Annotated in this window: 11 protein-coding genes and 1 tRNA gene; 5 read left to right on the plus strand and 7 right to left on the minus strand. The window is 55.1% G+C overall.

Annotation, left to right across the window (positions count from 1 at the left end; genetic code table 11):
• Positions 1 to 29 precede the first annotated feature (29 nt).
• From CLOEV_RS00800 to CLOEV_RS00820, 5 genes are all read left to right on the plus strand, one after another.
• On the plus strand, positions 30 to 497 hold the full coding sequence (locus CLOEV_RS00800) for a tripartite tricarboxylate transporter TctB family protein (protein ID WP_034441339.1): 468 nt from the start codon (positions 30 to 32) through the stop codon (positions 495 to 497).
• 19 nt (positions 498 to 516) lie between these two features.
• A complete protein-coding gene (locus tag CLOEV_RS00805) occupies positions 517 to 2010 on the plus strand; it encodes a tripartite tricarboxylate transporter permease (protein WP_034441341.1) in 1494 nt (497 codons plus the stop codon).
• A complete protein-coding gene (gene ltaE, locus CLOEV_RS00810; RefSeq protein ID WP_218915496.1) occupies positions 2007 to 3077 on the plus strand; it encodes a low-specificity L-threonine aldolase in 1071 nt (356 codons plus the stop codon). The genes CLOEV_RS00805 and ltaE overlap by 4 nt, the downstream gene beginning before the upstream one ends.
• A gap of 440 nt (positions 3078 to 3517) precedes the next feature.
• A complete protein-coding gene (locus CLOEV_RS00815) occupies positions 3518 to 4339 on the plus strand; it encodes an MBL fold metallo-hydrolase (protein WP_034441343.1) in 822 nt (273 codons plus the stop codon).
• Between the two features lie 141 nt (positions 4340 to 4480).
• Positions 4481 to 5899: an MATE family efflux transporter gene (locus CLOEV_RS00820; RefSeq protein ID WP_034441345.1), complete on the plus strand. Its 1419-nt coding sequence runs from the start codon at positions 4481 to 4483 to the stop codon at positions 5897 to 5899.
• A gap of 100 nt (positions 5900 to 5999) precedes the next feature.
• Here the strand turns inward: CLOEV_RS00820 and CLOEV_RS00825 are convergent, their stop codons facing one another.
• The 7 genes from CLOEV_RS00825 to gadC all read right to left on the minus strand — a co-directional run bounded on the left by CLOEV_RS00825 (position 6000) and on the right by gadC (position 14898).
• Positions 6000 to 8147 (minus strand): Ig-like domain-containing protein, encoded by a 2148-nt coding sequence (locus CLOEV_RS00825; RefSeq protein WP_034441347.1) that lies wholly within the window; start codon positions 8145 to 8147, stop codon positions 6000 to 6002.
• A gap of 104 nt (positions 8148 to 8251) precedes the next feature.
• Positions 8252 to 9442, minus strand: coding sequence for a hypothetical protein (locus CLOEV_RS00830; protein ID WP_034441350.1), 1191 nt, complete (start codon positions 9440 to 9442; stop codon positions 8252 to 8254).
• Positions 9443 to 9636: 194 nt separating this feature from the next.
• Positions 9637 to 11055: a helix-turn-helix transcriptional regulator gene (locus CLOEV_RS00835; protein ID WP_051484778.1), complete on the minus strand. Its 1419-nt coding sequence runs from the start codon at positions 11053 to 11055 to the stop codon at positions 9637 to 9639.
• 165 nt (positions 11056 to 11220) lie between these two features.
• Complete coding sequence (locus CLOEV_RS00845) at positions 11221 to 12099, minus strand: NAD(P)-dependent oxidoreductase (protein ID WP_034441356.1); 879 nt, start codon at positions 12097 to 12099, stop codon at positions 11221 to 11223.
• A gap of 18 nt (positions 12100 to 12117) precedes the next feature.
• Positions 12118 to 12936 carry a mechanosensitive ion channel family protein gene (locus CLOEV_RS00850; protein ID WP_008709273.1) on the minus strand — a complete coding sequence of 273 codons (819 nt, stop codon included), beginning with the start codon at positions 12934 to 12936 and terminating at the stop codon, positions 12118 to 12120.
• Positions 12937 to 13127: 191 nt separating this feature from the next.
• Positions 13128 to 13203 (minus strand) — tRNA-Asn (locus CLOEV_RS00855).
• 189 nt (positions 13204 to 13392) lie between these two features.
• Positions 13393 to 14898, minus strand: coding sequence for a glutamine/gamma-aminobutyrate antiporter GadC (gene gadC / locus CLOEV_RS00860; protein ID WP_034441358.1), 1506 nt, complete (start codon positions 14896 to 14898; stop codon positions 13393 to 13395).
• Positions 14899 to 14964: the final 66 nt, after the last annotated feature.

Here is a 14964-nt window from a genome sequence, read left to right on the forward strand (position 1 = left end):
GTTATTTTATAATTTTGGAGGATTTAAGGATGTACAGATTCATAGCTCCGCTTTTTGTGCCAAGCGTTGTCCTTGCTCTGTCTGCCGCATATTATATGGAAAGCGTAAACGTTGATCCAATCGATAAAATCTTGATAAAACCAGTATGTCTGTCGATTTTAGCTTTCTATTTGTATTTTATAGCAGTTGAATATGTCCGTTATAAAAAAAGGTTCCAGGTTCCCTGCAAGGAGGGCGGCGCTGATTGTCATACTAAGATAAAAATACCTTATAAAGAGATGCTGATTATTGGTATGACTGCCCTTTATGTATGGATTATCCAGTACCTTGGATTTGTAGTCACAAGTATTTTTTTCATGGCGGCAATGCTTTATATCCTCAATGTGCGCAAACTTTGGGTAGTTTGTTGTTTTTCTGTCGCCAGTTCCGCCATTTTATATATTGCATTTAAGGTTGTTCTCATGGTGCCACTTCCCGGTGGCATCTTAGGTTTTTAGTATAAGGAGGCAATGAAAAATGGACTATACTCCTTTCGTTGAAGGTTTTGCTGTCATACTTGCTCCAAAATACATAATGTATATGTTCTCCGGCGTGTTTTTCGGCCTGATACTCGGTGCGTTGCCGGGACTGACCGGTACGCTCGGCATAGCGCTGATGCTGCCGTTTACATATTCGATGTCCCCTCTGACCGCGCTTGTTTTTTTGTTGTCTATCTATTCAGGAGGTCTATTTGGCGGAGCGATAACCGCTATTATGATCAACACTCCAGGTTCTCCGGCAAACATTGCTACGATGTTGGATGGATATCCAATGATGAAAAAAGGTATGGCCAGTGAAGCGTTGGGACTGGCACTGACAAGTTCCGTGATTGGCGGTATCATCGGATGTATATTCCTTCTGTTGATCACCGAACCTCTTGCGACATTGTCTTTAAAATTTGGCCCAGCGGAGATGTTTATGGTGGCGATATTTGGCCTGTCCGTCGTCGGTAGCCTTGGCAATGACCCGCTAAAAGGAATATTCAGCGGTCTGTTCGGAATACTTTTAGGTACTATAGGAATGAACGCCAATGGTATAGAGCGGGGCACGTTCGGAGTCCTCTATCTCTTGGATGGAATACCTCTAATTCCGTGTCTTATTGGGTTTTTGTCACTTCCTGAAATTTTATCGCTTATCAGCCAACAGTATGTCGTGAGTGGTAAAATATCAAACCCCAGCCTATTAAAGATACTCTCTGCCTGGAAAGAAATAATGAAAAGGCCTGTGCAGGTTATATCTACCTCCGTGCTTGGTGTTATCGTAGGAATTATGCCGGCGGCCGGCGCAACTGTCGCCAGTTTGCTTTCATATAACCAGAGCAAGCAATTATCCAAGAGAAGGAACCTGTTTGGTACCGGCATACCGGAAGGTATCATTGCCAGTGAAACGGCAAATAACGCTTCGGAGGGCGGAGCGATGTCTACGATGCTTGTCCTTGGAATACCGGGCAGCGCCTCTACCGCAATGCTGCTGGGAGCGCTGATGCTTCAGGGGTGGGTTCCTGGTCCAAGCCTGTTTATAGATCATCGTGACATAATCTATGCTTCGATCTCATCCTTATTCCTTCAGCAATTCGTAATGTATATAGTAGGGTTGTTGCTGTGCCTGTGCGCGGCATATGTGTTGAAGGTGCCTGTTCGTTATCTTATCCCATGCGTTTTGATGTTTATGGTACTCGGAGCATTCGCAAATAGAAACGCTTTTTTTGACGCCGGTCTTATGCTGGTGTTCGGAGTGCTCGGCTATATCATGAAGGCGAATGATTTCCCTGTCATGCCGACAGTTCTGGGAATAATACTTGGGCCGATAGCGGATCGTGAGCTGCTTCGCACTGTACAGATGTATTCCGGAAATTATTTTGCCGCATTCCAAAAACCGATAGTGCTGGTTTTACTGTTTATAAGCATTGCCAGCATTGTTGTCCCAATGATATTGAAGCATCGTGATGATAGGCAAGGTATGATATCATGACATCAAAGCCAGACTACACGATGGTAAAAAGTGATTTCAGAAGTGATACAAGTACGCGCCCGACTCAGTCGATGCTGCAGGCGATGTTGCTTGCCGAGTGTGGAAATGAGGGTTACGGCGACGATCCGACGCTCAATGAGTTGGAGCGGCGTGCTTCAGTGCTTTTTGGCAAGGATGCTGCTCTTTTTATGCCATCCGGAACGATGGCAAACCTTGTTGCGGTAATGAGCCATATCAACAGGGGTAATGAAGTCATTTTGGAGGCGGACTCTCATATTATTACCAACGAGTGCGGTGGTCTTTGCGTCGTCGCAGGCGCAATTCCGAGGATATTACCCGGAGAAAAAGGCGTAATGGATTTAAATAAGGTGGAAGGTTTAATAAGGAAACAGTCTTTTAAAACTCCATCAACCGGACTGATCTGTATAGAAAACACCCATAATAAGAGTTCCGGAAGTGTTCTGCCGATGAAATATATAACAGATATCAGCGCTTTGGCGCACGAGCATGATGTCCCGGTACATATGGATGGTGCCAGGATTTTTAATGCATCTGTCGCTTCATCCACGCCAGTCAAAGAGATCGCCGCTCCTGTTGATTCTGTGACATTTTGCCTTTCAAAAGGCCTATGCTGCCCTGCCGGTGCCATGCTCCTGGGAAGAAAAGCTTTTATTGACGAAGCAAGGCGCAATAAAAAAATGTTAGGGGGAATAATGAGGCAGACAGGAATCCTTGCCGCTGCCGGGCTGATAGCGCTTGACGAGACAGTTGAACGTTTACAGGATGACCATAATAATGCAAAACTTCTTGCTCTGAAGCTCGCTGAAATAAATGACATTTTCATAGATATAAATAGTGTTCAGAGTAATATGGTTTACTTCAAAATAAATGTTTCGGAGAGTAAGTGCCTTAATATCATTCAGTATTTAAAGAATAACGGGGTGCTTGTCGATTATAAAGGAGGGGGAAGTGTGCGTATGGTTACTCATAAAGATATATCGGAGCAGGATATCAATAAGGCGATAAGGCAAATAATATCAGCTATCAATACAATCCATGCCATGTAAAGAAAAGTAGCATTATAGCTGCCCTTGTTTTTGATGTGTCCTTGTCTGTGGGTATGCCGCGCGCATTATTGCCCGTAATCGTTAGTTTATCTTAAAACGGGTTGACGACGAGTATATAACGGAGGACGGGGCCTCCTAATTCGTCGCAGTCTATTGTGTTCTGTGCGTTCTCTCTGGCCATAGTATACATTGTTCGCATGCGAGTCTTTGGTCATAACAGATAAGGAGTCTGTGTTTATTGTGTTGTGCGGCGTCAGTCAGTGCCGCTATCGGCGGTATTCGCGTATTATATTATAAAATAATGAAAGCCAGTGATAATCAGCCTCTATTCAATCAGGCTGTGCCAAACGGTGTGGTTTTTCTTCCTGTCTTATTGTGTGGTTATATTATAATTACCGTGAAGCTGGGGATACTATTCTGATTTGAAGGGGGGCGGCCGCATGCTTGATCTTACCATCCTTACCGACAACAATACGATCATCGACCGGTATTATCTGGGGGAGCCGGGGCTCTCTTTTTGGCTTGAGTGCGGCGGTAAAAAATTTCTGTTTGACACGGGTTATTCCGATGTTTTTATCCGCAACGCGGCGCTGATGGGCATCGAGCTGACGCGGATGGACGGGCTTATCTATTCTCACGGGCACAACGACCACACCTGGGGTACGCATTCGCTCGTCGCGCTCTTTGACCGCCTGGCGGTTGAGCGCCGGCCGCTGCTTGTCGCGCACCCGCTGGCGTTTGAGAACAAGGTGCACGGACGGCTTACTATTGGGGTGATGATGGGGGCGGAGGCGCTGGGCAATTATTTTGAGCTTGCGCTTTCCGCCGAGCCGCGCGAGCTTGCGCCCCGGCTTTGGTGGCTGGGGGAGATACCGGCGGCGGTGACGCCGCGCCGCGCGGTGGGCAAGATAAAGGATTCCCGCGGCGAACGCGGCGATTATTGCCTTGACGACTCCGCGCTTGCCTACGCGGGCGAGGATGGGCTTGTGATCATCACCGGCTGCTCGCACTCCGGCATTTGCAATATCATCGAACGGGCGCGTGATGTGACCGGGGAGCGCCGCGTCGCCGACGTCGTGGGAGGTTTTCACCTGCTCTCGTGTTCAGGCGGAGAGATGGCGGAGATATCAGCCTATATGAAGATGGTGGGTGTGACGCGGCTGCATCCCTGTCACTGTACGGACTTTGCCGCGAAGGCGGCGCTCGCGCGGGATTTTTCTGTCGCAGAAGGCGGAGTAGGGCTTCGGCTCAATTACAGATGACGCGCAGAGAATAAAAATGCGATACTGAGACTGGCGGCGGAGCCGGCCTCGGACGGATCAATAATGACATAAGTCCCAGCCTCCCGGCCGTCGTATGGAATTTTCGCCATGCATTTTTTAGAACAAAAGAGGAACATACGAATGTTGGGACATAGGTCATCGGCGGCGCTTGGCAAGGAAGAACAGCGCCGGCGAATGTTAAGCGAGCCGGTGGGCAGGCTCATTCTCTCCCTTGGCGGACCGACGACGGTTATTATGGCAGTCACCACCATTTACCTGATCTCGAATGTATTTTTCATCTCAAAGCTGGGGACCAGCGCCAACGCCGCCGCGAGCGTCGTCTTCGCCATCTTCGCCTTTTTCAACGCCGTCGGTTATACCTTTGGCCGCGGCGCGGAGAGCAAGATAGAGATAAGTCTCAGCGCCGGCGACGACACGGAGGCAAGCCGTTTTGCCTCCACATCTTTCTATTCCGTCATCCTGATCGGCACGCTGACCGCGCTCCTCGGCATAAAATATGTTGAGGGTCTCATGAGGCTCCTTGGCGCGACGGACAGCATCCTGCCATACGCCGTCGATTATTCGCGCCACGTACTGCTCAGCGCTCCCTTCGCCTGTTCGGCTTTCGTAATGAACAACATCCTGCGCGCCGAGGGTAAGGCTGTTTATTCTATGCGCGGGCTGCTGGGTGGCTCTTTGCTCAACATAGTGCTGACTCCGGTGCTGATATTTCCCCTGAAAATGGGCATTGCGGGGGCCGGGGCGGCGACGCTCGTGAGCCAGTGCGTCAGCTTCGTCATTCTTTATGAATATTTCCTGCGCGGCAAGAGCATCACCAGGCTCACGCTGGCCGGCGTGTCGCGCGATCCGCGCGAATACTATGATATTTTCCGGATCGGCAGCCCCTCTATGACGCGGCAGGGCTTTTCCAGCCTCTCCACCGCGGCGCTCAACTATGCCGCCGGAGCCTACGGCGACGCCGCAATCGCGGCGATGTCGGTCGTTTCACGCGTCGTCATGTTCCTCTTCGCCATCGTTACGGGCATTACGCAGGGTTTTCTGCCCGTTGCAGCCTATAACTATGGCGCGAAGCAGTACGCGCGCATCCGCCAAGGTTTTTGGTTCACCGTCAGGGCAGGCCTGCTCTGCATGTCCGTCATCTCTCTTCTCACCTACATCTTCGCGCGCGAGATCGTCACGGTTTTCAGCTATGGGGACTCGGCGATCATCGGCGTCGGGACCTTCGCGCTCCGCTGTCAGGCGGCGGTTTTCATCCTTCAGCCGCTCTTCATCGTCACCGAGATGATGATGCAGGAACTTGGCTTCGCCGCGCGCGCCTCGGTGCTGGCCTCGCTGCGTCAGGGGATATTCTTCCTGCCGATGCTGGCGGTGCTGCCGTCCTTTATGGGGCTGGACGGCGTCGCGGTCAGCCAGGCGGCTGCCAATGTTATGACCCTCTTCGCGACGCTGCCCTTTGTTTACAGCTTTATGAAGCTGCTCGACACTAAAGAAAAGGCGATGCCGGATTCCACGGAAACGACGGCGTCAGCCAAAAACTGATCCGGCGTTTTAAGCTTCGCTTTAGGTGCCTGTGCGTTTTCGCGTGAAAAACAGAGGGGCCGGGAGTGGCTCCTTTGCGTTCAAATGATTGCCGCATAGTTTATTTTTTATTCTTTCTGAGTTGGAGGCAGAACGCGCCGAGACAGATGAGGAGGCTCCACGGGGCCGCGCCGCAGCCGCCTGAACCGCCGTAGTGTGTGTCTGTATCTATCACTGTTACCATGCATTCGGCGCTGAATTCGCCCGCCCTGGCCGTTATTACCGCCGTGCCGGGGGCGTGCGCCGTCACCTTGCCGTCAGCCACGCTCGCGGCCTCCGGGCTGCCGCTCGCCCAAATGACGGCGTCCGTCGAATCAGCGGGCGTGACCGCCGCTGCGAGTGTCAGCGTTTCGCCCTTTCTCAGCGACGCCGCGCTCTTGTCTAGCGTGATGCCGGCGGCGGGTATCCTTTCGACGACATTTATCCCCGCAGAGAGCACGATATCATGCGGTGTCTCCGAAGGGCCGAATTCAGGATCGGAGAGATCGCTGGGGCAGAATTTTACCCTGACGGACATTTCGGCGCTGCCGGGGGATTTCCCGCTCACGGCGACGACGGCGCCTTTGGTCGCGGCAGCCGCGATATTGTCAGGCGTGACGGCGGCGGAGAGTTCCCTGACGTGCGAACCGAATGGCGCGCCTGTGCCGGGGAACAGCTCCAGCGTGAAATCGGCAGCGCCGTTTTGCGCCACTGTCGCCGAGAAGGGAACGAGCAGGCAGGCGGTGACTATTTTTTGCTGCTGTTCGGAGGTGAAGGGACACGCTCCGGCTGTCGTCTCCGCGTCGCCCGCGGCGCGCGGCGCGGAAGAGTCTAGCCAGGCGCATTCCGTAATGATCCCCTCATCATCCTGTGGGTCGTGAGCCTTATTGTATCCGGCTATACCGCCTCTGTACGTGCTGAATGATTCCACTCTCCCGGCCGATGCGCATCTCCTTATCATGCCGCCGCTTCCGCGGTTGGCGCCGGCGACGCCTCCCGCCGCCGTCCAGTTTTGACTGACGCCGGAGCCAGGCAGGCGGATATCTCCAAGGTTCACGCAGTCCTCTATCAACAGGAAGTTTATGGCCGCGATGCCGCCAGCGTAACTTTCGCCGTCAATGTACGATGAGGTTATCGTGCCGCTGTTGACGCAATTGGAAATCACGGTTCCATCGTCACCGCCGAGCCGTCCTGTGATGCCGCCTACGGGGGCGTCGGGGCCGCTTATGTTTCCCGTATTGCGGCAATTGAGTATTTTAGTGATGCCGCCGGTGCCGCCCACGATGCCGCCTACGCCTGAACCGGAGCCGTCGCCCTCCAAAGTGACGCTACCGCTGTTTACGCAGCCGTCAATGGATGAGGATTTAGCACCCGTTCTGCTGTCGGTCTCGGCGACGATGCCGCCGAGGGCGCTGTTGCCCCGGCCTTTTACGGGACCGCTGTTTTTGCAATTTTTTAATGTATAGCTATTGGCCGTTACGGCGATGCCTCCCGCCGTCGCTCTGCCGCCTGCCTTCCCTATAATTTCGCCGCTGTTTTCGCAGCCTTCGATGACAGCTTTTTCGGCCTGATATAAGTCGGTTGCATATCGATTACTGCCATTTTCGCAGCTGATGCCGGCGGCCGCTCCTCCCTCTACGCGCGCGTTGTTGAGGCAGGAGGATATGCGCCCGTAGTTTCTTGCGGCGATGCCGGCGCAGTAGCTATTTTCACCGACAGATTCCATTATGAGAGTGCCGGTCACGGCGGCGCGGTTCTCACATCTTTCGATAACGCCGCGGTTGATATCGGCGACGCCGGCCAGATATTCGTAATCTCCCGCAATCGAGCCGGTGACTGTAATGTTCTTCACAACGCCCGACACGCCGATGTATCCGAAGAGGGCGGCGGAAATCCCTGTTCCCGAGATCGTCAGGTTCTTTATGGTATTTCCGCCACCGTCAAGGGCTCCTTCAAAGGTTTTTGCCGGCGTAGTGCCAAAATTTCCTATCGGCGTCCATTGACGGCCGTTGAGATCGATGTCGCCGGAGAGGGTTATGCTCTTGTCCGTGAAATCATCGGAAGCTGCGTTGACGAGCGCGGCCAGTCCGGCGAGTTCTTCGGGGGCGGAGATGACATAGCTTCGCGCGGAGCCGTCGCCGTACCATTCCGTGTCAACGCCGCCGCTCCAAGCGGCGGAACATGATAAACAGCAGAGGAGGAGCGCCGCCGTCAGGAGGAGGGACCTCATGCCGCTCCTAATTAAGGAGGCCATATTTCTCATCTTTTTATCACCCTTTCGTCATATAGAGAGGAAACGGGGCCGCCGAGGGCCCCTTGATATTCGCGCCGGGGTTACTTTTTGCGTGCTTTGAGGCAGAGCCAGGCCGCGCCGAGGGTGATGAAGACGCCCCACGGGGCCGCGCTGCAGCCGCCGCTTGAGCCGCCGGAGCCGGGGGACTCTGGGACCGGCTGGCTTTTGAGCTTCACGTCCCCGATGATGGGGATGGCGAAGCTGAAATATTTCTTATAGCCGGCGACGGTGAAGGTGACAGTCGCCGTCTCCGCGTCATACCGCGCGGGGAAAGCCGTCAGGCGGTACGGCTTCGTCCCGGGGTCGACGATGAAGACGCAGGGGCTGCCGGCGAAGGCCCCCTTAAAGCCGCCGATCCTGATATGGAAGGTGACGTCGCCGTCGGAGGCGGTCTCTTTATCGTAATCGATCGTGACGCCGACCGCGGTGAGGGCCGACAGCGAGATGAGGTCGTCCTTCTTGAACCCCTCCGGCCAGTCTATCGAATCAAGGGTGTCGTCAGTGCTGATGTATTTATTGATCGTGCCGCGCCAGCCGTCAAGCCCTTTTTCACGGCGTTTGACATTTGCGGGGGAAATGCCCGCGGGCAGCGGTTCGTCAACGCTGACGTCTATGGAGGCGACGGGATACTCTTCGTAGTCTTTGCTGATGATGAAGGGTTTCGCGGGCTCGTGGTCAGGGGCTGGGGCGGGACCGCCTTTGGCTATAAAGATCGCGTAAGGCTTATCTTTTTCAAAACTGAGCGTCTTCGCCGGCTTGATGGCGATGGTCTTATTTGCGCTGTCCACCGCGATGCCGTCCACAGCCTCCACTAAGACATATGTGGAAACCGGAGGTTTTGGGGACCAATCGATGTCGAGGCGTGTAATGAATGCCTTCGCGTCGTTTGCGACTGCGGGCGGCACGCCGTCGGTCGTTTCCAGCAAAATGACGCCGCCCGAGCCCGACGCCGAGCAATATGCCTGCCAGGCGGTTAGGATTTCACTGTTGCCGAGCAATTGGCAGAGCCCGTTGCCGGCATCTTCTTTTATCATATTCTGCAGTTCGGTATCTGGCGGTTCTGGAAAGGCCCAGACGCTGTCATCCACTAAGGTCCCGCCCACATTCAGGCCGTTCAGGGGGATCTTTTGATAATTGTCGCTGACAGCCGGCGACGCCAGAGCCGCTGCGGACGATACCGTCAAGACGACGACCAATGTGATGACGCGAAGAAGAATTTTTACCGCTCTCATCGATTCCACTCTCCTCTTTGTTTAGGATGGGCGGGGTCACGCCCTCTTTGTCCTATTATTAAAAAAAGAGAGTCTTTTGAACAGGCCGTCATGACGACAGAATGCGTCGCATGTACGCCAGGTTTTGTCGTAACGACGACATTGATATACAATTAGATTTTATTGATAAAATAAAGGATACTGATGATATGATTTCAAGCCGTCGTGTCCGATTCCCGCGCCGCCTCTTCTTCCGCGAGGCATTCGTAGTAGAGGCGGAGCAGCCCCAGGCGTGATTTTGTGCCGGTCTTCTCATATATGGCGGTGAGGCTGCGCTGAAAGGCTCTGCCGGAGATCGCCATTTGCTCCGCGAGTTCGTTTATGCTGTCGTCGCTCATAATGACCAGCTCGGCTATCTCGTTTTCGCGGCCGCTGAGGCCGTATCTCCCGGCGAAGGAGGCCGCCGTTCCGCCTGCCGGGCTCTTTTCGCCGCTGGAGTTATTCAGCTTGCCCGCTGCGTAAAATAGCAGCAATACCGCGAGCGAGAGGCAGATGCTGATGATGGTCAGCAGATGGTGGCCGGCATGCTGAAAGAGCTTCACTCCCGGCACCGCGATAAAGCCAATGGTAAGCGAGCGCACGACGCGCCCCATACCGGCCCACAGGGCGGGAGCTGCGGTCCTCGGAGCCATTTCCATGAAGGCGAGCGTAATGTACAGAATGACGAAGCCGCCCAGGAAGTAGAGTGTTGCAAGGCTGATGACGAAGCCGAAGGAACCTTCAAGAAATGATGTGACGATTACAGAGAAGAGGAGTACGCAGACGGTGGCTATCGGCAGACAGCGGCGGTCTTTTATATCGGCGATGAATCCGGCCATGACGAGCGATACGGCGTAGAAGAGCCGCGGGTAGGCGGAGAGCGTGACGTCGCCGCGCGCGCTGAAGTCTGTCACGATCGCGTCGCTTATGCCTATCGCCGCCGACATCAGGCAGGCGGCGATGACGCAGGTCAGCTTGTCGTTTGCGGTCTTCGGCGATTCTTCCGCGCCGGGGCGCAGGGGGCGGCGCTCGTCCTTTTGCCCTTTGAGCGGCATCCACAGAGAGAGGGCGAGCGCCGCCGCCGCGCTCGCCATAAGCGCCGGGGCTGTCTTGGTGTAGTTCTGGACGAGATATTGTATGAGGACGGCGGCGCAGACAGCACCGCCGACGGTGATGCCGAGATGGGGACTGCCATCCATGTCGACGGCCGCGGCGTAATGGACGAAGGCCCCGACATAGCCTATCGCGAGCATGGCGACGGCGGCGAGGAGCATGAAAAAGAAGGGCGATCCAACAAAGACGATCAGGCCGAACGAGAAGAGGAAAATCGCGCCGGCGCAGACGAGCATGGCGCGGCGGGCGGCTTCGCCGCGGACGAGCGCGCGGCTCAGCGGCAGCAGCAGGTACCCAGCGGCGGTGGCGATGAGCCCCACGCAATAGGCAGGGACGACCGCCTCCGCGCCGACGGCGGCGGCCGCCCTGTCCTGTATGACCAGCTCGGCAAGCAGAAATATGAACATATAGAGCGCGTAGTATGTCCCGTTGAAGACGGATACGTTTATCTCCGCCCGCGGCGGCGCTATGCTTTTATTCATTTCTTCATCACCAGCCCGGCTCGCTTGATTTATTTACGACGTACTCTGTCCATATTGCAACTATAACAATATACGTACTTAATTTCAACAATAAGAACGTCATAAATCATAAAAGGCCGCCATCTGCCCGTGGTTGGGGCGGATGGCGGCCCTTGTGCCGGCCGTCTATTCTTCCGGGTCGTAAAGGCAGTAGAGCGCCTGTGTGCCGCTGTTTTCGTAACCGCCCTCGGCGAGTTCCTCGTAGAGTTCTCTCGTAACTGTAAGCGCGGGCAGGTCCAGATCCATCTCGTCCGCCGCCTCTTCCGCGAGCTTCATGTCTTTTATGTAGTGTTTGATGAAGAAGCCGGGGGCGAAATCCCCCTTGAGTATGCGGGGCCCGTAATTTTTCAGGCTCCAGGTCGCCGCCGAGCCGCCGCCTACGGCCTCGATGAATTCGTCAAGGTCCAGCCCGCAGGATTTCGCGAAGGCAAGGGCCTCGCACATTCCGGTCATGGTTCCCGCGATCACGATCTGGTTGCCGAGCTTCGCGTTCTGTCCGTCTCCCGCGCCGCCCATATGTTTGACGGTGCGCCCCATTATCTTGAAATAGGGCAGCGCCTTTTCAAAGTCCTCGCTGTCGCCGCCCGCGAAGATGGTGAGCGTCGCCTCGCGCGCTCCTTTGTCGCCGCCGGTGACGGGGGCGTCAAGGACGCCTACGCCGCGTTTCTTGCCCGCGGCCTGTATCTTTCTCGCTAGTTTTGGGCTTGAGGTGGTCATGTCGACGAGCACAGCGCCCTCTTTAGCGTTTTCCACAAGTCCTTTTTTGCCGAGGTAGACCTCTTCAACGTCCTTGGGGAAGCCTACGATGGTGAATATGATGTCGCACTTCGCGGCGATATCGGCGGGGGCGTCTTCCCATACCGCGCCCTTGTCGACGAGGGGCATCGCCCTCTCTTTAGTGCGGTTGTAGACATGCACCTCATTGCCGGCGGCGAGCAGGTGGCCGGCCATGCTGGCTCCCATTACGCCCGTGCCGATGAAACCGAGGATCTTTTTATCAGACATGGTATCACTCCCATAAAATTAATTATCTTGATCATTGACCATATGCACGTTGAGGTGCGGATAGCTCATTTCGACGCCGTGTTTGGCGTACGACTCCGGCACCGCCTCCATTATATCGTAATAGAGGTTCCAGTAGTCGTCGGTTTTGCACCAGAGGCGCACGGTGTATTCGATGACGGAGTCTTTGTAGGCGCCGACGCGCACGAAGGGAGCCGGTTCGGCGAAGACCTGCGGAAATTTTTCTATCGCCTCTCTTATCGCGAGCTTGACCGTTTCGACCGGGCAGTCGTAGCCCGCGGAGAACACGAAGTCGACGCGGCGCTTATCCTCGTTGGTGTAGTTCACGATCTTTGAGGAAGATACCTCGCTGTTGGGGATGTAGATTATTTTATTATCGACAGTCGAGACCTTGGTGTGGATAAATCCGATCTCCCGCACGGTGCCGCCGACGCCGCCCACTTCGACGTAGTCTCCGACCTTGAAGGGCTTGACGGAGAGGAGCATGACGCCGCTGGATAGGTTTGAGAGGACGCCCTGCAGCGAGAGGGAGATGGCCAATCCGGCGACGCTCAGGATGGCGACGAAAGACGTTATCTGTATCCCGAGCGCCCCCGCCACGGTCATAAAGACGATAAAGTAGAGGGTAAGCTTTATCAGCGTGAGGACGAATTTGTGGAGGGTCTTTTCTATGCCCGATCTTTCAAGCGCCTTTGTCAGCGCGCCCATAACTATCTTTACGATGAGAAGTCCGCCCATGAGATAGAGCAGGGCGGGCAGCAGCGAGGCGAACGTTACCTTTTCAAGCATCGCCGGTAGTCCTTCGAGATTGATGTTCATATTGAGGTCATTCCTTTCTTAGCCTTACTTTTATGTTGCCGGCCGCCTTATTTTATCTTCTGCCTCTTCGGCTGGCAATGAACCCAGGGCGTCTTCGATACGCCATTTCACCGATATGTTTCGCGCGAAGAGCGCGATGGCAATAAAAAATGGCATTTCATGCATTGAGCATGAAATGCCATATTGTCGGCTGGCTCCTCGACGAGGACTCGAACCTCGAACCTAGTGGTTAACAGCCACCCGCGCTGCCGATTGCGCCATCGAGGAATATCAGGTCGAAAATCTCGACAGGGGCTATTATAGCACGCCTCTGATTTTTGGCAACCCCTAAAAACTCTGTTGGAGAGCAAATACGCGCGATTACGTGGAGAGCGCGGAGCTCACTCTATGCCGGAGCGGCGGCGGGAGTCATTTTGTCCCCCGGCCGCCGTCGCCGTTTTTGTTGTCGCGGTTATTTTATTTGTTCTTCGTTTGCGCGGGGGCGTCAGGCTTTTTTTGCCAGCTGAAAGGCTCGAAAGAATCCGCTCCTTCAGCCGTCTTCCAGCTCTCTTTGCGGGAGTGGTAGATCAGGAGAGGCACGCCGACCGCGAGGAGGTTGCCGACGATGAGCAGTCCGACCCATTCCGTTGGGCTGCCGACCGGTATCTGTCCGGGCGGTATGAAACCGACGATGAATGCCGCGAAGGCGCCGATGAGTCCCACTCCGCCCACAAGCCACATTCCCAGCTCTCCGCCCGGCACCTTGAAGGGGCGCGGCGTGTTAGGCTCTTTGAGGCGCAGCTTGATAAACGCCCCGAACATCAGCATGTACATGATGAGATACATGGTGACTGTAAGGGCGGAGAGTATCTGGTAGGCCGCCTGCACCGAGGGCAGCAGCACGAAGATGACGGAAAGGACCGTTACGATCGCCGACTGGAAATAGAGGATGTTGACCTGTACTCCATGCTTATTTGTCTTCTGGAGGATGAGCGGCAGATATCCGGCCTTACCTACGGCGAGGATACCTTTGCTCGGTCCCGCGATCCATGTGTTGACTCCCGCGAAGACTCCGAGGGCGAGGCAGATCGCGACGACCGGCGAAAGCCATTCGAGGCCGAAGGCCTGGAAGAGGTTGCGGTAGGCGACAAGCAGGCTCTGTGTAAGGTTGATGTCCTTCTGCGGGATGACGAAACCGATCGCCAATGTTCCAAAGACGAAGATAGCCACCGTGATGCCCGCCGAGATGAGAATGGCGAGCGGGTAATTCTTCTCCGGGTTCTCTACTTCGTTGACGTGGACCGCCGAGACCTCCATTCCCGCGTAGAAGAGGAATATACTCACCGCGAGCGAGAGGTTGCTGAAGTTCCCCAGGTCGGGGATGAGGTCGCCGGCATGCAGCGACATGTAGATCGGATGCCCCGTAACGTAATAGAGGATGCCGAGGACGATGAGGATCGCCGCCGGGATGACGGTGCCGATGAGAGTGCCCCATTTGCTTATCGCGCCCGAGAGCGACATCCCTCTGAAGTTCATCAGCGTCGAGCCCCAGTAAAAGACGAGGACTATCGCCAGGGTGTACATCTTGTTCGCCGCGAGGGCGGAGTCCGCGCCGGGGTTCGTTCCTATATACGCCACGGAAACGGCGGCGAAGGTCAGGACTGTCGGGAACCATATCGTGTTCTGCATCCACTGGAGGAAAATAGCGACAAAGCCGAGCCTTCCGCCGAATGCCTCCCCGACCCACCTGAATACGCCGCCCTTCTGCGGCCATGCGGTCGCCATTTCCGCCGCGGCGAGCGCCACGGGGATCAGGAAGAATACGGCCGCGAATATATAGTAAAACACCGACGAAAGGCCATATTCCGCCTCCGCCGGCAGGCCGCGCAGGCTGACTATCGCGGCGACGTTCATCATAGCCAGTGTAAAGACGCCGATCGTTCCGCGTTTTGAACCGGATGCCGGTTTATTTTCAGCACTCATTTTGATCTTCTCCTTTCAAAAATTTTCCGAATGAATATTCCGAAAAAGCCGGACGCGCCGGCTTTT

This window comes from Cloacibacillus evryensis DSM 19522 (assembly GCF_000585335.1).
GTDB lineage: Bacteria > Synergistota > Synergistia > Synergistales > Synergistaceae > Cloacibacillus > Cloacibacillus evryensis.